This is a genomic window from Tessaracoccus sp. O5.2, from assembly GCF_964266725.1.
Lineage (GTDB): Bacteria > Actinomycetota > Actinomycetes > Propionibacteriales > Propionibacteriaceae > Arachnia > Arachnia lapidicapta.
This window is the reverse complement of sequence record NZ_CAXWGV010000023.1, coordinates 199,843-218,153: the sequence shown is the minus strand read 5'-3', so window position 1 is coordinate 218,153 and position 18,311 is coordinate 199,843. Positions and strand designations below refer to the sequence as shown.

At 70.6% G+C, this 18,311-nt stretch carries 15 protein-coding genes; 12 read left to right on the top strand and 3 right to left on the bottom strand.

Annotated features, from left to right (window positions below; translation table 11 throughout):
• Positions 1–132 precede the first annotated feature (132 nt).
• The 8 genes from ACFQPD_RS09405 to ACFQPD_RS09370 all read left to right on the top strand — a co-directional run bounded on the left by ACFQPD_RS09405 (position 133) and on the right by ACFQPD_RS09370 (position 9,194).
• Positions 133–792, top strand: a complete 660-nt coding sequence (locus ACFQPD_RS09405) for a carbohydrate ABC transporter permease (RefSeq protein WP_385900316.1) — start codon at positions 133–135, stop codon at positions 790–792.
• Positions 789–2,198, top strand: a complete 1,410-nt coding sequence (locus tag ACFQPD_RS09400; protein ID WP_385900314.1) for a GH1 family beta-glucosidase — start codon at positions 789–791, stop codon at positions 2,196–2,198. Before ACFQPD_RS09405 ends, ACFQPD_RS09400 begins: the two co-directional genes overlap by 4 nt.
• A gap of 14 nt (positions 2,199–2,212) precedes the next feature.
• A complete protein-coding gene (locus tag ACFQPD_RS09395) occupies positions 2,213–3,217 on the top strand; it encodes a LacI family DNA-binding transcriptional regulator (protein ID WP_385900313.1) in 1,005 nt (334 codons plus the stop codon).
• Between the two features lie 292 nt (positions 3,218–3,509).
• Positions 3,510–4,466, top strand: a complete 957-nt coding sequence (locus ACFQPD_RS09390; protein WP_385900311.1) for a DMT family transporter — start codon at positions 3,510–3,512, stop codon at positions 4,464–4,466.
• Positions 4,463–5,752 (top strand): extracellular solute-binding protein, encoded by a 1,290-nt coding sequence (locus tag ACFQPD_RS09385; RefSeq protein WP_385900309.1) that lies wholly within the window; start codon positions 4,463–4,465, stop codon positions 5,750–5,752. Before ACFQPD_RS09390 ends, ACFQPD_RS09385 begins: the two co-directional genes overlap by 4 nt.
• Positions 5,749–6,672 carry a carbohydrate ABC transporter permease gene (locus tag ACFQPD_RS09380; protein ID WP_385900307.1) on the top strand — a complete coding sequence of 308 codons (924 nt, stop codon included), beginning with the start codon at positions 5,749–5,751 and terminating at the stop codon, positions 6,670–6,672. Before ACFQPD_RS09385 ends, ACFQPD_RS09380 begins: the two co-directional genes overlap by 4 nt.
• A gap of 3 nt (positions 6,673–6,675) precedes the next feature.
• Positions 6,676–7,527, top strand: coding sequence for a carbohydrate ABC transporter permease (locus tag ACFQPD_RS09375; RefSeq protein WP_385900305.1), 852 nt, complete (start codon positions 6,676–6,678; stop codon positions 7,525–7,527).
• Positions 7,527–9,194 carry an amylo-alpha-1,6-glucosidase gene (locus ACFQPD_RS09370; RefSeq protein ID WP_385900303.1) on the top strand — a complete coding sequence of 556 codons (1,668 nt, stop codon included), beginning with the start codon at positions 7,527–7,529 and terminating at the stop codon, positions 9,192–9,194. The genes ACFQPD_RS09375 and ACFQPD_RS09370 overlap by 1 nt, the downstream gene beginning before the upstream one ends.
• 27 nt (positions 9,195–9,221) lie before the next feature.
• Here ACFQPD_RS09370 and ACFQPD_RS09365 read toward each other — a convergent pair whose 3' ends face one another.
• Positions 9,222–9,938, bottom strand: coding sequence for an NUDIX domain-containing protein (locus ACFQPD_RS09365; protein ID WP_353082224.1), 717 nt, complete (start codon positions 9,936–9,938; stop codon positions 9,222–9,224).
• Positions 9,939–10,001: 63 nt separating this feature from the next.
• On the opposite strand from ACFQPD_RS09365, the gene nadA reads away from it, so the two are divergent.
• The 4 genes from nadA to ACFQPD_RS09345 all read left to right on the top strand — a co-directional run bounded on the left by nadA (position 10,002) and on the right by ACFQPD_RS09345 (position 14,465).
• Entirely contained in the window at positions 10,002–11,036 is a 1,035-nt protein-coding gene (gene nadA, locus ACFQPD_RS09360) for a quinolinate synthase NadA (protein WP_385900300.1), read from the top strand.
• A complete protein-coding gene (nadB, locus tag ACFQPD_RS09355; protein WP_385900299.1) occupies positions 11,033–12,655 on the top strand; it encodes an L-aspartate oxidase in 1,623 nt (540 codons plus the stop codon). The genes nadA and nadB overlap by 4 nt, the downstream gene beginning before the upstream one ends.
• Complete coding sequence (gene nadC, locus ACFQPD_RS09350) at positions 12,652–13,518, top strand: carboxylating nicotinate-nucleotide diphosphorylase (protein ID WP_385900298.1); 867 nt, start codon at positions 12,652–12,654, stop codon at positions 13,516–13,518. The genes nadB and nadC overlap by 4 nt, the downstream gene beginning before the upstream one ends.
• A 137-nt stretch (positions 13,519–13,655) precedes the next feature.
• The gene (locus ACFQPD_RS09345) at positions 13,656–14,465 is read left to right on the top strand and encodes a DUF559 domain-containing protein (RefSeq protein WP_385900296.1); all 810 of its coding nucleotides are present in this window, start codon (positions 13,656–13,658) and stop codon (positions 14,463–14,465) included.
• Positions 14,466–14,763: 298 nt separating this feature from the next.
• Here ACFQPD_RS09345 and ACFQPD_RS09340 read toward each other — a convergent pair whose 3' ends face one another.
• Complete coding sequence (locus ACFQPD_RS09340) at positions 14,764–15,216, bottom strand: hypothetical protein (RefSeq protein WP_385900294.1); 453 nt, start codon at positions 15,214–15,216, stop codon at positions 14,764–14,766.
• 3 nt (positions 15,217–15,219) lie between these two features.
• Complete coding sequence (locus ACFQPD_RS09335) at positions 15,220–18,243, bottom strand: glycoside hydrolase family 2 TIM barrel-domain containing protein (protein WP_385900292.1); 3,024 nt, start codon at positions 18,241–18,243, stop codon at positions 15,220–15,222.
• Between the last annotated feature and the right edge of the window lie 68 nt (positions 18,244–18,311).

Here is an 18,311-nt window from a genome sequence, read left to right as displayed (position 1 = left end):
GCGCTGGCCGCTGTCGTCCTCATCTCCTTCTACCCGATCTGGTTCACGATCCTGCTGGCCTCCTCGAACGCCGGCGAGATCGCCCGCAACCCCATCCCGTCGCTCATCCCGGCCGGGGAGTTCCTGACCAACGTGACACGCGTCATCGAGTCCGACATCAAGTTCTGGACGGCGCTGGCCAACTCAATCATCGTGGCGACGGTGACCGCCATCTCCGTGGTGTTCTTCTCGACGCTGGCCGGATACTCGTTCGCAAAGCTCCGGTTCCGCGGCAGCAACGGGCTGCTCGTGTTCGTCATCGCGACCATGGCCGTCCCGACGCAGCTCAGCATCGTGCCTCTGTTCATCCTCATGTCCGAACTGGACTGGGTCGGCAAGCTGCAGGCCGTCATCGTGCCGGGCATGGTCACCGCGTTCGGCGTGTTCTGGATGACGCAGTACCTGCGAGAAGCCCTGCCGTTCGAGCTCATCGAGGCGGCTCGGGTCGACGGCGCCTCCATGATCCGCACGTTCTGGTCCGTGGCGATGCCCGCCGCCCGGCCGGCCGCCGCGATGCTGGCGCTGTTCACGTTCGTGGGCTCGTGGACCAACTTCTTCTGGCCGTTCATCATCCTGGGCTCGGCCAACCCCACCCTGCCCGTGGCACTGCAGCTGCTGCAGGCCTCGTACTTCAAGGACTACTCGCTCATCATGGCCGGCGTCGTCGTCGCCACGTTGCCGCTGGTGATCCTGTTCGCCGTCGCCGGGCGCCAGCTGGTGGCCGGCATCATGCAAGGAGCAGTCAAGGGATGACGACCTACACCTTCCCGGAAGGCTTCCTCTGGGGCAGCGCCACGGCCGCCTTCCAGATCGAGGGCGCGGCCCACGAGGACGGGCGCCGCGATTCGATCTGGGACGTGTTCTGCCGCGAGCCCGGGGCGGTCGCCAACGGCGACGACGGCACGGTGGCCTGCGACCACTACCACCGGATGCCCGACGACGTGGCGCTCATGTCCGAGCTGGGCCTTCAGTCGTACCGCTTCTCGACGTCGTGGGCGCGGGTGCGGCCGGACGACGATCAGTTCAACCCCGCGGGGCTGGACTTCTACTCGAGGCTGGTCGACGAGCTCCTCGGCCACGGCATCACACCGTGGGTCACGCTGTACCACTGGGACCTGCCCGCGGCACTCCAGTCCAACGGCGGGTGGACCAACCGCGACACCGCCTACCGCTTCGTCGAGTACGCCGAGGCGATGCACGGGGCGCTCGGCGACCGGGTGAACATCTGGACCACCCTCAACGAGCCCTGGTGTTCGTCGTTCCTGTCCTACGCCGGCGGCGAGCACGCCCCCGGCCACGCGGACCGCCGCGAGGGACTCCACGCCGGCCACCACCTCCTACTGGCCCACGGCATGGCGACGGCGCGGCTGCGTGAGCTGGCGCCGTCGGCGACCCTCGGGATCACCACCAACCACACTGTGGCCGACCCGCTGGACCCGTCGTCACCGACGGACGTGGACGCCGCCCGGCGCATCGACGGCATGTTCAACCGGTTCTTCCTCGACCCGATCTTCCGGGGAGCCTATCCGGCCGATGTGCTGGAGGACCTGGCCGGCCTCGGCCTCGAGGAGGCCATCCAGCCCGGCGACATGGAGATCATCGCCACGCCGATCGACGTGCTGGGCGTGAACTATTACCACGGCGAGGCCGTCACCGGGACTCCGTCGTCGGATTACGCGCCTGTGGTGGGGCCCGACGGACGGCTCCGGGGCAACCCCAACATCGGTTCGGAGTGGGTGCGGTCGGTGTCGCGGGGGCTGCCCGTGACGGACCAGGACTGGGAGATCCAGCCCGAGGGCCTGACGCGCCTGCTGGTGCGCCTGCACGAGGAGTACACCGGCCCCGCCGGCATCCCCATCTACGTGACGGAGAACGGCGCTGCCATGCCCGACGTCGCGGACGAGGAGGGCTTCGTCGATGACCAGGACCGCGTGGCGTTCGTGCGCGACCACCTCGTGGCCGTTCACGACGCGATCTCGCACGGCGCGGACGTGCGCGGCTACTTCGTGTGGTCGTTCATGGACAACTTCGAGTGGGCGTGGGGCTACGACAAGCGGTTCGGCATCGTCCGCGTGGACTACGAGACGCAGCGTCGAACGCCCAAGGCGTCCGCGTTGTTCTTCCGGGACGCCGCGAGCGAGAATTGCGTGCGGGGGTAATGAAGGGACCGACGATGATGAGGCCGACGCTTGAGGACGTCGCGCGGCATGCGGGCGTGTCGCGGGCGACGGTGTCGCGGGTGGTGCGTGGCGACGTGGGTGTCGCGGGTGAGACCGCGGCCAAGGTGAGCGCGGCGGTCGCCAAGCTCGGCTACGTCCCGAACGCATCGGCGCGCTCCCTGGCGACCGGCCGGTCCAACACGCTGGCCATGGTGGTCCCGGAACCCGACGGGCGGGTGTTCTCGGACCCGTTCTTCGGGCTCGCGGTGGCCGGCATCAACGCCGGGCTGTCGGGCACCGACATGCAACTGGTCATGGTGTTCGCGTCGCGTCCGGACCGGTCCGGCGCCGTCGTCGACTTCCTTCTCGAGGGCCGCGTGGCGGGGGCCATCATCGTGTCCCACCACCGCTCCGACGGCCTGGTCGCCGCGGCCGCGTCCCTGCCCATTCCCACGGTGTTCCTCGGCGCCCCGCTCCTGCGGACCTCCGACCGGCGGGCGTACTTCGTCGACACCGATAACACCGCCGGGGCCAGGCTGGCCGCCGAGCGGATGATGGCCACGGGCGTGCGACGCCCTGCCACCGTCGCCGGCCCGCTGGACATGGCTGCCGCGCTGGATCGCATGACGGGATTCGCTGATCCCTTCGAGGCGGCCGGGCTTGAGGTCGCCGTCGCCCATGGCGACTACACGCGGGAGTCGGGGGCGCGCGCAGCAGCCGAGCTCCTGGACCGGGACCCGACGATCGACGGGATCTTCGCCGCGTCGGACCTCATGGCGCAGGGCGTGATGGATACGCTGCACGACCGGAACATCCCGATCGGGGATCAGGTCAAGGTGATCGGCTTCGACGACTTCGAGGCCGCGGCACAGACCCATCCGCCGCTCACGACGGTCGTCAACCCCGCCGTCGAGCTGGGCCGACAGGCCACCCTCATGGTGCTCAACCTGGTGGAGGGCCGCGACACCCCGTCGCCGGTGATCCTGCCGGTGGAGTTGCACGTCCGCGAGTCCGGCTAGGCGCCTGCCCCCCGTCGTGACGCCTGCCTGAAGTTCCCGGCCGCCTGTCTTCGTGTGTGGCGCCTGCTCTAGAGGGCAGGCGCGACGCAGAAGGGCAGGCGCGAAGGGCCGCCGCGGCCGACAGCAGAGCGCGCCGACCGTCACGAGCGCTGGCGACGGAGCCGGCCGACGACGCCGCTACACCGTCGGCCGGCCACGCACGTCGCCCTCCCACCGCGCTGGCAGGACCGTTTGCATCCGCCTCGCGCACGACCTAAACTCCCATGTAACCGGTTACATTCAAGGAGGAAGCATGCGGCGGTCGACCACAGCCACCCTGGCGCTCCTTGTCGTGACCGCGATCTGGGGCTCGACGTTCTTCATCATCAAGGACGCCGTCAGCCTCATCGACCCCATCGACTTCCTGGCCGTCCGGTTCGCCGTCGGGGCCGCGATCCCCGCCGCCATCTTCTGGCGACGGCTCAGCCGCCTCACCGCGACCCAGTGGCAGATCGGCCTTGCCCTCGGCGGCCTCTACGGCCTGGCGCAGATCGTCCAGACGGTCGGCCTGCAGACGACGGCGGCGTCCGTCTCCGGTTTCATCACCGGCACCTACGTGGTCCTCACCCCGATCATCATGTGGATCGCGTTCCGGGCCCGGCTCAACGCCCGCACCTGGGCCGCGGTCGGGCTCGCCCTCGTCGGCCTGGCCGTCCTCAGCCTCACCGGTATCGGCGGCGGGGGCGTCGGCGAGGCGCTCACCCTCGTCGGAGCCACCCTCTACGCCGTCCACATCGTCCTGCTCGACCGGTGGTCGAGGTCCATGGACGCCCTCAGTCTCGCCATCGTGCAGCTCATCGGCGTCGCGCTCACCGCCGGTTTCCTCGGCCTGCCCGGGGGCTACCACGTCCCGGCAGACCCGGGCGTGTGGGTCGCCATCGCGTACACCGCCGTCGTCGCCGGCATCGTGACGATGCTGCTGCAGACCTGGGCTCAGCGCCACATCACCCCCACGCGCGTGGCGCTGCTCATGACGTTCGAGCCCGTGTTCGCCTCCGCGTTCGCCGTCGGCTTCGGCGGGGAGGCCGTCACGCTCCGGCTCATCGCCGGCGGCGCGCTGATCCTCCTCGCCACACTCCTGGGCATCACCGGCGGCCAGGCCGGACCCGCCGACGACGTCCCCCTGATTCCGGCCCCGGGGGCCCCCCACGCCCCTCCCCCCACCACCCCCATCATCAACGGAGATAGACAAGAAGGAGATTCCCCATGACCATCCTCACCCGCCGCCGCGTCGGCGCCTTGGCCGGCCTCGCCGCCCTCGGGATCGGGCTCACCGCCTGCTCCGGCGGCAACGCCTCCACCACCACCGACGGCGACGCGAAGGTCGTCTGGTCCACCTGGGGCTCGCCCGAGGAACTGAAGATGTTCGACCGCGTCCAGGACTCCTTCAAGGAAGCGAACCCGGACGTAGAGCTGGTCTTCCAGCCCACGCCGTCGTACTCGGACTACCACTCGAAGCTGCTCACCCAACTCTCCTCCGGCACCGCACCCGACGTGTTCTACGTCGGCGACGACCGCATCGCGTCGGTCATCCGCAACGACGTGCTGGCACCGGTGAGCTCGTCCTCGCTCAACGAGGGCGACTTCGCCGAGAACGTCCTCGACGTCGCTCGCTGGGAGGGCGAGCTCTACGCGCTGCCCAACGACGTCAACCCCGACGCCCTCTGGTACGACAAGGAGGCTCTCAAGGCCGCCGGCATCACCGAGGACCCGGCCGAGCTCGCCGCCAACGACGAGTGGACCACGGAGAAGTTCTTTGAGATGACCGGCAAGCTGGCCGACGCCGGCCTCACCGGAGCCGTCTACTGGAACTACTGGGCCACCCACGACTCGATCATGACCGCCGGTGGCGGCCAGGTCTACGACGACGAGGGCGCCTACGTCGCGCACACCGACGCCAAGAGCGTCGCGGCGCTCGACGAGTACGCCGCGCGGTTCGCCACCGGCGAGCTCAAGCTGGCCGACCTCCTCCCCGAGGGCTCCGGCGAGGACACCCTCCTGGTCACCCATCAGCTGGGCTTCCTCGCGCAGGGCCGCTACACCATCGGCACCATCCGCGGCGCGGGCGTCGACGAGAGCCTCTACGACATCGTCCGCTGGCCCACCCCCGACGGCAAGGCGGCGCCCACCGGCGTCGCGGCGTCGTACCTGGCGGTCAGCAAGGACGCCGCGGAGAACGACGCGGCCTGGGACTTCTTCTCGCACTTCCTGAGCGCCGAGGGCCAGCAGCTGCGCCTCGAGGGCACCGGCAACGCCGTCCCGTCGATCGCCGGCACCGACGACATCGTGCTGGCCGACGGCTTCCCGGCCCATGCTCAAACCATGCTCGACATGCGCGACCTCGGCTACTCGAACTTCGCCACCGAAGCCGCCGTGCCCGATCTGTCCAACCAGATCGCCGTGGAGTACATGCAGCCCCTCTACGAGGCGGGCTCCGGCGCGCAGGAGACCCTCGACGCCGTCGCCGAGCTGGTCGAGGAGAAGACCGCGTCATGACCGCTGCCCCGCTCGTGGCCGGGGGGCGACCCCCGGCCCGGCGCGGCTGGCGGGAGAGGGACAAGTACTGGGGCATGGCGTTCGTCGCGCCCCAGGCGCTGGGCATGCTCCTGTTCACCCTGCTCCCGTTCACGGCCGCGTTCCTCCTCGCCTTCACCGAGTGGAACGGCTTCGGGATGCCGGAGTTCATCGGGTTCGACAACTTCGCCGACCAGCTGACCAGCCCGCTCCTCGGCCGCGCGATCCTCAACACCATGGTCATCGCGCTCGTCACCGTGCCGATCGGCCTGTTTCTCGCCATCGTCGCCGCCGTCGTGCTCAACAAGATCAAGGGCCGCGCGTTCTACCTGGTGCTGTTCTTCGCCCCCGTCGTCACCAGCTCGGTGGCCATCGCGCTGATCTGGCAGCAGCTGCTGCGCGCCGACGGCGTGCTCTCGGGCTCGCTCACCAGGCTGTTCGGCATCGCCCCCATCGACTGGCTCGGCGACCCGATCCTGGCGCTGCTGGCCGTCTGCCTGGTGACCATCTGGGCGTCGCTCGGGCTCAACGTCGTGATCTTCATGGCCGGCCTGCAGTCCATCTCGCCGTCGGTGATGGAGGCCGCCGCCATCGACGGCGCGGGTCCCGTCGCCCGGTTCTTCCGGATCATCCTGCCTCTGCTGTCGCCCATCGTCTTCTACCAGTCAGTGGTGGCGTTCATCAGCTCGCTGCAGACCTTCGACCTGGTGTTCGTGCTCGTCAACAACGCCGGCCCGGACAACGGCACCCGCACGATCGTCTACCACATCTACGACCTCGGGTTCGCGAAGTCGCAGTTCGGCCTCTCCAGCGCCGCCTCCATCGTCCTGCTCGGCCTGACCCTGGTGATCACCGCCATCCAGTTCGGCGCGCAGAAGAAGTTCGTCCACTACGAGAGCTGAGCCATGACCGTCCTCACCACCACCAGGCCCCGGTCGCGGGGCTCCTGGCTCAAGCACCCCCTGGTGCTCGCGGCCGCGCTGCTCATGGTGGCGCCGTTCCTGTGGATGCTGCTCACCTCGTTCAAGGGGTTGCCGCAGCTGCTCACCGATCCGCTGTCGATCCTTCCCCAGCCATGGGTGTTCACGAACTGGGCCGACGCCTGGAACGCGCTGCCCTTCGGCCGCGCCTACGCCAACTCGATCTACATCACAGTGCTCGTGGTGGCCGGCACGCTGCTCACCACGTCGATGGCCGCCTACGGCTTCGCCCGCATCCCGTTCAAGGGCTCGACGGTGCTGTTCTGGGTGTTCCTCGCCATGCAGATGGTGCCCAAGCAGGTCACCCTCGTGCCGTTCTACTTCCTCATGGCGAAGATCGGCTGGGTCGACTCCCACCTCGCGCTCATCATCCCGGCCATCATGGTCAACCCGTTCGGCGTGTTCCTCGCGCGGCAGTTCATCGCCTCGGTCCCCGTCGAGCTGGAGGAGGCCGCGATGATCGACGGCGCCTCCCGCTGGCGGATCTACTGGACCATCATCCTGCCGGCCATCCGGCCGGGGCTGGGCGCGCTGGGCATCATCGTCGCGCTGGACGCATGGAACAACTTCCTGCTCCCGCTGGTGCTGCTGAACTCCACCGACCTGTTCACCGTGCCGCTGCTGCTCAGCCAGTTCCAGGGCCAGTTCGGCGGCATGAACTACGGCATCGTGATGGCCGCCACCGCGCTGTCGACGGTGCCGATGCTCATCGCGTTCGTGATCGGGCAGCGGCAGATCATCGAGTCGCTCGCCACGTCCGGGCTGGGCGGTCGCTGATGACTGACCTCGGCCGAGACCTCGCGCACCGCTTCGACCTCGAGGGCGTCCCCTACACCGCTCGCTACTCGCGTCTGTTCGTACTGCGCGGGGCGGTGGGGCTCACGGTGTACGAGGCGGCCTACGAGCGGCCGCTGGCCGACAGCGTCGTGGTCTCGGGGCTGCGGATCCTCGACGACGCCGGCCGCGAGGTGCCGATCGTGCGCGCGAGCCCTGCCGGCATCGAGTTCGACGGCGGGGTGCGGCTGGTGGTCGACGGCGGCGAGGTCCTGATCGGCGGCCTGCCGGAGTCGTGGTCCATCCCGCTGGCTGAGCGCCGCCCTGAGGCACTCGAAGGGGTGCGCCAGTCGGCGCAGCCGACGCAGGCGCCTCGAAGCCTAGAAGGCGCGACCTTCCGCACCTCACCCGACCGCGATTTCCTCACCCCCCACGACGAGCAGCTCGCCGAGTGGCTCGACCGCTGCCCCGCCGTCGACCCCGCCCACAGCGACCTCACCCGCTTCTGCTGGTGGGTCCTCGGCGTCAACACGCTGCGCCTCGACGCCCCCGAGGGGCTCAACCGCGCCGTCGTGCCGTCGAAGATCGGCTACGTGGGGCTGTGGCAGTGGGACGCGTACTTCATCGCGATAGGGCTGCGCCACGGCGACCCCGAGCTGGCCCTCGAGCAGCTCCGCATCGCCGTCGCACACCAGGGCTCCGATGGCCAGCTCCCCGACGTCGTGCACGAGCAGGGGGTTATCGCCTCCAGCGACGACCTCCCACCCGCCGATCTGGAGAACCTGCGCGCCATGGCCTCGCCGTCGCTGGCCCACTCCCGCGTTCCGCTTACCAAGCCGCCTCTGACCGCTCTGGCCGTGGCGAAACTTGCGGAGGTCATCGGCGAGGGCGTCGTCGACGAGTTCCTCCCCGCCGTGCTGCGCGCGCAGGAGTGGTGGTACACCCACTCCACACGCGGCGGCCGCCCGGTCTACCTGCACCCCTACTCGTCGGGCCTCGACGACTCCCCGATCTTCGACGACGACGCCATCGTCGCCTCGCCGGACCTGGCCGCGTACCTCGTCCTGTCCGACGGGCTGCTGGCCGGCTGGCTCGCGGAGCGCGGCCGCCACGACGAGGCCGCCGCCTGCCGGGTGCGGGCAGACGCCACCGTCGACTCCCTCGTCGCCACCTGGGGTCAGGCCCGCGGGTTCTTCCCCGCCCTCGGCGAGGACGGCCAGCCGATCCCGGCCGAGACCATCGTCTCCCTCATGCCGCTGCTGGCCGACCGCCTGCCGGGCAAGTACGTCGACGGCATCCTGGCCGCGATCGACGACCCCGCCCGCTTCGCCACCCCCCACGCGCTGCCCACGGTGGCAGCCTCGGACCCCGACTACTCCACCGAGCGCATGTGGCGTGGGCCCGTGTGGGTCAACACGAACTGGCTTGTCGCAGAGGGCCTCCGTCGCCAGGCCGCCGTCGACCCCTCACGAGCCGACCGCCTCCTCGACGCCGCCGACCGCCTCGAGCGCGACACCCTGGCGCTGGTGGACGCACACGGCCCGAACGAGTACTTCAACCCAGTCTCCGGCGAGAAACCGCCCCGAGCGACGACGGTGTTCGGCTGGTCGGCCGCCCTCGCCGTCGACCTCGCCGTCAGCCGGTCCCGCTCCCGCTCCCGCTCCCGCTGAACACTTAGCCGTCTGCCCGCAGAGGTCCTACTCGGGGCGCAGGACGGCGAAGGGGTCGGTGATCACCAGCGCGTGGTCGCGGAAGCGGAAGACCCGGGCCGGGCGGCCGCCCCTGGTGCCCGGGGCCGACATCTCCCCAGTCGGGACCAACTGGCCGCGCCTCGTCAGGACGCGCTCGAGGTTCGTCGGCGCCACGTCGTGGCCCAACGCCGCGACATACACCTCCCGCAGCTCCGCGATCGTGAACTCCGCCCGCATCAGCGCGAACCCGATGTTGGTGTAGCTGAGCTTCGCCCGGAGCCGGGTCACGGCCTGCGCCACGACGGTGGCGTGGTCGAACGCCAGCTCAGGAAGGTCGTCCACTGCCACCCACGACGCGCGCTCCGGCAGGTGCGGCTCCGCCACCGTCGGTACGAGGCCGAGGTAGCTGGTGCCGATGGTGCGCTGCGCGGGGTCGCGACCGGGGTCCGAGCGCGTGCCCAACTGCTCCAGGTGGGTCAGCCCCGCGACATCCACCTTCTGCGCGAGATGCCGGAGCACCGCAGCCTCCAGCGTCTCCTCCGGCTCGACGGGGCCGCTGGGCAGCGCGTACCGGCCGGCGTAGGGCTCGTGGTCGCGCCGGGCCAGAAGCACGGACAGCCGCGGCGCGCCGTCGTCGACCCCGCGCACCTGGAGGACGGCTCCGATGGCCTCATGCCGGTAGAGCGCAACGCCCACGGAGTCGCGCGGGGTGTGGGGAGCCATGGACGGCATGCTACAGTTCCCTCAGTTTTCGCCTTACAGTCGAAAACTGGAAAGGAGCAGGAGATGACTCTCCTCCAGGAGCCCGCCGCCGGCCTCGAGGCCTGGGAGCGGTGGACCGCCGACGAGGTGGCCGCGTGGCAGACCCGCGTGCACGCGCTGGCGGCCGCGCGCAACGCCGTCATCCTCGCCCACAACTACCAGGCGCCGATCATCCAGGACGTCGCGCACCACGTGGGCGACTCGCTGGCCCTCTCCCGCATCGCCGCGACGTCCGACGCCGAGACCATCGTCTTCGCCGGCGTCCACTTCATGGCCGAGACCGCCAAGCTCCTCTCCCCCGCCAAGCGCGTCCTCATCCCGGATCAGGCCGCCGGCTGTTCGCTCGCCGACACCATCAACGCTGACCAGCTGCGGGCATGGAAGGCCGAGCACCCCGGCGCCGTCGTCGTCTCCTACGTCAACACGACGGCCGAGGTGAAGGCGGAAACCGACGTGTGTTGCACCAGCTCCAACGCCGTCGACGTGGTCCGCTCCATCCCGGAGGACCGCGAGATCCTCTTCCTCCCGGACCAGTTCCTCGGCGCGCACGTGCGCCGCGCCACCGGGCGCACGAACATCCACGTCTGGCTCGGCGAGTGCCACGTGCACGCCGACATCTCACCCTCGGACCTCGTCGAGTCCGTGCGCGCCAACCCCGCCGCCGACCTGTACGTGCACCCCGAGTGCGGCTGCACCACCAGCGCGCTGTGGCTGGCCGAGTCTGGTGAGCTGCCCGCCGCCCGCACCCACGTGCTGTCCACCGGCGGGATGCTGGACCACGCGCGGCGGGAGACATCGCGGCAGGTGCTGGTGGCCACCGAGATCGGCATGCTGCACCAGCTGCGCAAGGCCAACCCAACCACCGACTTCCAGCCGGTCAACCCCAAGGCCGCGTGCCCGTTCATGAAGATGACGACGCCGGAGAAGCTGGAGGCGTGCCTCGGCGACCCTTCGTTGACCAGGGGCTACGAGGTGGACGTGCCGGCGGATGTGGCCGCGCGGGCGCGGCAGGCCGTCGAGCGGATGGTGGCGATCGGCAACCCCGGGTCGGGGGAATGATGCTGCCCGCGGCTGCCCCCGCGTGGACGGGGCGGACCGACGTCGTGGTGGTCGGCACTGGGGCGGCGGGCCTCTCCGCGCTGCTGCACCTGGCCGCCGCCGGCGTCGACTGCGTGGCCGTCACCCGCGGCGAGGTCACGGACTCGGCCACCGCATGGGCGCAGGGCGGGCTGGCGGCGGTGTGGGACGACGGCGACACGCTCGCCTCGCACCTGGCTGACACGCTGACTGCCGGGGCGGGATTGTGCGACGCGGGGGTCGTGTCGGATCTGGTGGCGAGTGCCCCGGGCGCGATCCGGCGGCTGATCGGGCTGGGGGCGCGGTTCGACCGGGCCTCTGGGGGTGGGCTGGACCTGCATCTCGAGGGCGGGCATTCGGCGCGGAGGATCATCCACGCCGACGGCGACGCGACCGGGGCAGAGATCGAGCGGGCGCTGTGGGCGTCGCTGTCGTCGGCGCTGGAGGGGTCGCGGACGCGGGTGATGACGGGGACGCGGCTCGTCGATGTGCTCACCGATTCGGCCGGGCGCGCCTGCGGGGTGCGGTTGCTGGACGCCGACGGCCAGGTCGGCGAGCTGCTCGCTGGCGCCGTCGTGCTCGCCACCGGCGGGATCGGTCAGTTGTGGCCCGTCACGAGCAACCCGCTGGGCGCGACGGGCGACGGCGTCGCCGCGGCGCTGCGGGCCGGCGCCGAGGTGCGCGACCTCGAGTTCATGCAGTTCCACCCCACCGTGCTGGCCGACGCCGCCGCAGGCGAGCGGGGGGTTCTGGTGTCCGAGGCGGTGCGCGGCGAGGGGGCGTGGCTGGTCGACGACGCGGGCCACCGGATCATGGCCGGGGTCCACCCGCTGCTCGAGCTGGCGCCGCGCGACGTGGTGTCGGCCGCGATCATGGCCCACCTCGACCGGACCGGCGCGCCGCACGTGTGGCTGGACGCGACGTTCTTCGGGTGGTCGACGTGGGAAGGACACTTCCCCGGCATCCTGGCGCTCTGCCGGGGCCGGGGCATCGACCCGGTGAGCGAGCGCATCCCGGTGCATCCGGCGGCGCACTACGCGTGCGGAGGTGTCGCGGCGGACCTGCACGGTCGGACGTCGGTGCCGGGGCTGTACGCCGTCGGCGAGGTCGCGGCGACGGGGGTGCACGGGGCGAACCGGTTGGCGTCGAACTCGCTGACCGAGGCGCTGGTCGCGGGCGACCGGGTGGGCGCGCTGCTGGCCTCGGGCCCCGTCGGCCGGGTTGGTGTCCCGGTGTCGCGGGCGGCAGCCGGGGTCGTCGAACCGGCCGCCGTGCCCGCGATCCGCGCATGGATGCAGCGGGAGGCGTTCGTGTCGCGGACGGGGTCCGGCTTGGCCGCGTTGGGCGCGGCGTTGGCCGCGGTGCCGCTGGGCGCCGGGGGGGTCGACCACGCGTCGTTGACCGCCACGAACTTGCACGCCGTCGCCACCGTCGTCGCGGCGGCCGCGGCGGAACGGACGGAGTCGCGCGGGGCGCACCGGCGCTCCGACTTCCCCGACACCTCGAACACCTGGGAGCGACGAATCACCGTCCGCCTCACGGAGGGTGCGCTCGAGCTGACCTCCGCGCCCCTCGCCATCACCGAAAGGACCGCAGCATGACCACCCCCTGGAACGCCGTCGACCCCGCCGAGGTGCGGCGAACCATTGAGGTCGCCGTCGACGAGGACCTCCGGCTCGGGCCGGACGTCACGACCGAGGCGACCGTGCCGGCAGACGCCATCGGTGTCGCCGAGGTGGTGGCGCGGGAGGCTGGTGTCGTCGCGGGCGTGCCGGTTGCGGTCGAGGTGCTGCGGGCGGTGGCGTCGCGGCTGGGCGTCGAGGCGTCGGCCGAGGAGGTGCTGGACGATGGTTCGCGTGTCGCGGCAGGGGACGTCGTGCTGCGAATCACCGGGCCGGTGCGCTGCCTCCTGACGGCGGAACGGACGCTGCTGAACTTCCTCGGGCAGCTGTCCGGGGTGGCGACGGAGACGGCCGCCTGGGTGTCTGAGGTGGTGGGGACGGACGCGCGGATTCGCGACACGCGCAAGACCGTGCCGGGGATGCGCGCGCTGCAGAAGTACGCCGTCGTCTGCGGCGGCGGGGTGAACCATCGCATGGCGCTCGGCGACGCGGCGCTGATCAAGGACAACCATGTCGCGGCGGCGGGGTCGGTCGCGGCGGCCTTCCGGGCGGTGCAAGAGCACGTGCCGGGGATCGCGATCGAGGTGGAGTGCGACACCGTCGAGCAGGTCCGCGAAGCGGTCGCCGCGGGGGCCGAGCTGGTGCTGCTGGACAACATGACCCTGGCCGAGACCCGCGAGGCGGTCGCGGTGTGCCGGGCGGCGGGCGTGCGGACGGAGGCGAGCGGCGGCCTGACCCTGGACCGGGCCGCCGAGGTAGCGGCGGCGGGCGTCGACTACATGGCCGTCGGGGCGCTGACCCACTCGGCCCCGGTCCTGGACCTCGGGCTCGACCTCCGCTGAACGGCACATTTCTCGCTGTGGAGATTCCTGCGTGCATATGCACGCAAAGGGCTCCATAGCGAGAAAAGTGCGGGCGCATCATCCACAGATGAGCAGATCCGTGGGAGATCGGGGCGCCGTGTCACTACCACGGGGGTGTGTTCCCAGCCGGCATCTACTCGTCTGCCCAGCTCCGCGAGGAGGGTCTCACCCGCCATCGCGTCGACCGACTCGTGCGGGACGGCTCGCTCAAGCGCGTCACCTCCGGCTGGTACGCGAGCGCCGAGGCCGATCCGGCTGTCGTCAGCGCCATCAAGGCCGGCGGCCGGCTGGGGTGCTTGAGCGGCTGCGCGCTGCATGGGTTGTGGGTGCCCCCTCAGTCCGGAACCCACGTCGTCTTCGGCGCAGGTGCGACCGCACGACGCGGTCCCGGGCTCGTGCTCCATCCTGATTCGGCGCCTCAGCCCCGGGGCGCGGTGTGGCCTGTCTGGGACTGCGTGAGACACGTCGCGCGACGACACGAGCCAGAGAGCGCGATGATCGTTGCAGAATCGGCCATCAATCTGAGGTTGCTGACGGTCGACGACGCACGCCAGGCACTGGCGGCCCTCCCAGTACGGCACGCCCGCTTGCAGGAACGGCTCGCGCCGGCTCAATCGGGCAGCGAGACGAGGGTGCGGCTGTTCTTCGCCAGCAGGCATGTCCCCGTCACCGCTCAACACCACATCGACGGCGTCGGATGGGTCGACCTGTTGGTGGGCGACCGACTGATCGTTGAATGCGACAGCCATGCGCACCATGGGGAGACAAATTACGAGAACGATCGGCGCCGCGACCTTGCCGCCCGAGACCGTGGGTACACGACGCTACGCCTCAGCTACCAGCAAATCTGGCTGCACTGGCCCGCGACCCAACAAAGCCTGATTCGCGAGATTCGGGCTCGCCGACACATCAGACGAGCCCGATGACCTGCAAGTTTCTCGCTGTGGAGCTTCTTCTGTGCATTTGCACGCAGGAAGCCCCACAGCGAGAAAAGTGCCGGTCAGGCCGCGACACCTACCTCCGCGCGGGCCATCTGCTCGGCCGACGGCGCCAGCTCGGCCTCCGCGGCCCGGTCATGGCGACCTTCTGTGAGTTGGTTGTGGTGGGAGGGGATGTGACCCTTCGAGACGGCCGGCGGTCGCTCCGCGACGCGGGCCTCCTCAGGGAACGGAAGAGACCGCCGGCGGTCTCTCCGCGACGCGCGCCTCCTCAGGGAGCGAACTGCTACTTGTTGGGGAAGCTGGCGCCCTCGACGGTGACCTGCAGCAGCACGGCCCGCGCGTCGGGGGTGGGGAGGATTCGGGCGGCCTCGTCGATGTCGACGATCAGCAGGCCTCCGTCGGGAACGAGAACCCGCTCCGCCGGCCCCGTGAAGGGCTGACGGTCGGTGAGATCGCTGTAGGGGGCGACGGCGGCCAGGTCCTCCTGACGCGCCACCTCCACCGCGACCTCGCCGGCCAGCGACGCCACCACCATGAGGTAGCGACGCCGCCCGGTGAGTTCGCGCGCGGCCAGATCAGCCGCGCTACCGGTGCGGTAGGTGAGGGAGTCCCCGATGGAGTAGGAGACGCCCTCGGTGAGCGACGGCGCGGCGGCGAGTGCCTCGAGGGTCCGCGACCACCTCTTCTCCGCGCCGAGGAGGTCGCGCAGAGCGGAGTGGCTGTCGAAGATGCGCATGGTTCAGTTCCCCTTCAGCGGCTGGAGCGCGAACTCGAACGAGAACGACTCGAATCGCGTTCGGTAGCTGTCCAGGACCTCGGAGCCCCACGAGTTGGAACCGAGACCGAGGACCTGGTCGTTGAGATTGAGGGTCACGGTGTCGCGGGGGGTGAGGTCCGTGACGTGCCGGGCGGCGTCGATGTCCTCGCACGTGTAGGGCCACGCGGAGAAGTGGAACGGCCGCTCCCCCGGGCGCCGCGACACCCGCAGCCCCTGCCCTGAGCTGTCGGTCAGCTCGACCCACCGGATGTCGCCGCGGTTGCCGTAGTCCTGCGGCACGACGTAGGGCGTGACCATGGCGTCGACGTCGCTGCTCCAGAACCCGATGGGGTTCGCCGCCGCGGAGTCGGGGTAGTTCTCCCCTGGCCCGCGCCCGAACCACGCCACCCGGCGGAGGTCGCCGGGGATCTCGAGGGTGACGCCGATGCGCGGGACGATGTCGCGGTAGTCGCCGTAGGGGGATCCGGTGGCTCGGAGCGTGGCGGCGCCGTCGGGCGCGATGCGCCACTCGACGTCGACGTGGCAGCCGAAGTCGAACACCGGTGGCGCGATCCGGGCGCGGTAGGTGACGACGGCGTCGCCGCCGTCCTCCCGCCAGGCGACGTCGCGGATGGAGGTCTGCATGAGCTGGAGGTGTCGCGGGAACCAGAGGTCGTCGGCCTCCTGCTGGTGGTTGTCGACGAGCGGCTTCCAGAAGCCGACCCGGAGGGGCGCCGCGACGAGCTCGCGTCCGTGCGCCGTCCAGGAGAGGAGGTCGGCGGTGAGGGTGTCGAAGGTGAGGCGGCCGGTGGCGGTGTCGACGTGGAGGCGGTGCTGGTCCGGATAGGCGTGGAGGGTCGCGCTTCCTAGGCTTCGCGGCTCGCCTGCGGCGAGCACCTCAGCCAGCGGGGAAGGGCAAAGCTCAGCCACCGGGAATGGGCCGGCGTCGGTCGACGGGCGGACAGCCAACTGATAGCGCCCCAGCTCGTGGCCGGGCTCGCACCAGGAGGCGGCGCGGTTGGTCACGACGGTGGCGATCGCGGCCGCCTCCGACGCGCCGACCACCGGAAGGTCATAGGGAAACTCAGCCGTCTCCCCTGGGGCGACAGCCCCGACCTGCAGCACATCGGTCCTGGTCAGGACGCCGTCGGCCCAGGTGTCGACCCGCAGCTCGATGTCGCTCAGGTCCGTGAACCACCGCCTGTTGGTCACGCGCACGACGCCGCCGGCGTACGTCACTCGGACCGGGCAGATGACCTGCCCGTACTCGATGAGCCCAGGGCTGGGCGCCTGCCAGGGGAAGACCAGGCCGTCGATGCAGAAGTTCGAGTTGTTGGGGTAATCACCGTAGTCACCGCCGTACCGGTGGTACTCACGCCCGTCGTCGGTCCGCGCGAGCAGCCCGTGGTCCGCCCACTCCCACACGAAGTGCCCCTGGATCGAGTCCCACCGGTCGAACACCGCCTGGTACTCGCTCAGCCCGCCCGGGCCGTTGCCCATCGCGTGGCCGTACTCGCAGATGATCCGCGGCTTCGGGTGCGGGTGCTCGCCGAAGTCGTTCATCTGCGAGACGCGCGAGTACATGGTCGATACGACGTCGACCACCTCGGCGTTGCGGTCCTCCTCATAGTGGACGGGGCGGTGGGGGTCGAGTTCCTTGGCCCGGCGGTACATCGCGCGGATGTTGCAGCCGTAGCCGGATTCGTTGCCGAGCGACCACATGACGATCGACGCATGGTTGCGCTGCGCCAGCACGTGCCGCTCGATCCGGTCGACATACGCCGCCTCCCAGGCGGGGTCGTCGGTGATCCGCGAGAGGTCGCCGACGTTGGCGAACCCGTGCGACTCCAGGTCTGTCTCGGCCAGCACCATCAGCCCGATCTCGTCGCACAGCTCGTAGAAGCGCGGGTCGTTGGGGTAGTGGGCGGTCCGGACCGCGTTGATGTTGTGGCGCTTCATCAGCTCGAGGTCGCGCCGGACGCGGTCCAGGCCGACCGCGCGACCGCGCCTGTCGTCGTGGTCGTGGCGGTTGACGCCGTGCATCATGAAGTAGGCGCCGTTGAGGAGGAGCCGGCCGTCCTCGACGGTGACCTCGGCCAGGCCGAGCCGGTGCGGGACGTACTCGCTCGCGCCGTCCGGCCCGACGACGGTGATCAGCATGTCGTAGAGGTGCGGGTCCTCGGGATTCCAGAACCGGGCCGCAGGGACGGTGACGGTCGCCGTCGCGCCGGGAGCCAGCCTGGTCTCGGCGACGACGACTCCGCCGTCGGTGATGCTCCAGGCCAGCTCGGTGGCGCCGGTGGCGGCGGCGGTGAGCGTCACTTCGGCGTCGTCGCCCACCCGGTGCGTGCGGACGTGGAAGTCGGTGAGTCGCGCCGCGGGGCGGGTGACGAGGTAGAGGGCGCGGAAGATGCCCGAGGCCCACCACATGTCCTGGTCCTCGATGTAGGTGGCGTCGGAGAACTGGAGGACCTTGATGGCGAACAGGTTGTCGCCGTCGACCACGTGCGCGGTGACGTCGAACTCCGCCGCCAGTCGCGACCCCTTCGTCATGCCGACGAACGCGCCGTTGAGGAAGATCTCGGCGTAGCTCTCGACGCCGTCGAGCCGCAGGACGACCTGCTCGCCGGGCGCGGGCGTGGAGAGTCGGACCGTGCGTTGGTAGGCGCCGGTGGGGGTGTCGGCCGGGACATGCGGGGGCTCGATCGGGAAGGGGTATCCCTCGTCGGTGTACTGGAGGCTGCCGTGACCGTCGAGCTGCCAGAGGTGCGGGACCACGACGGTGTCCCACTCCTGCTCGGTGGCCTCGAAGGAGGCCGGCACGCGGGCGGGGTGGTCGAAGAGGCGGAAGCGCCACTCGCCGGTGAGGTCGACGAAGCCGCGCGAGGCCGTGCGGTCGCGGCCGGCGGCCAGCTCGGGCGTGGCGTAGCCGAAGAAGTACGCCCGTGCGGGCATCCGGTGGCGGCCAGTCAGCGCCTGGTTCTCCCAGTCGAGGGGCTCCCTCATGGACGCGTCTCCTTTGCTGCTGCGTCTCACGACCGGTCAATGTAACCGGTTACATTCTCACGGTAGCC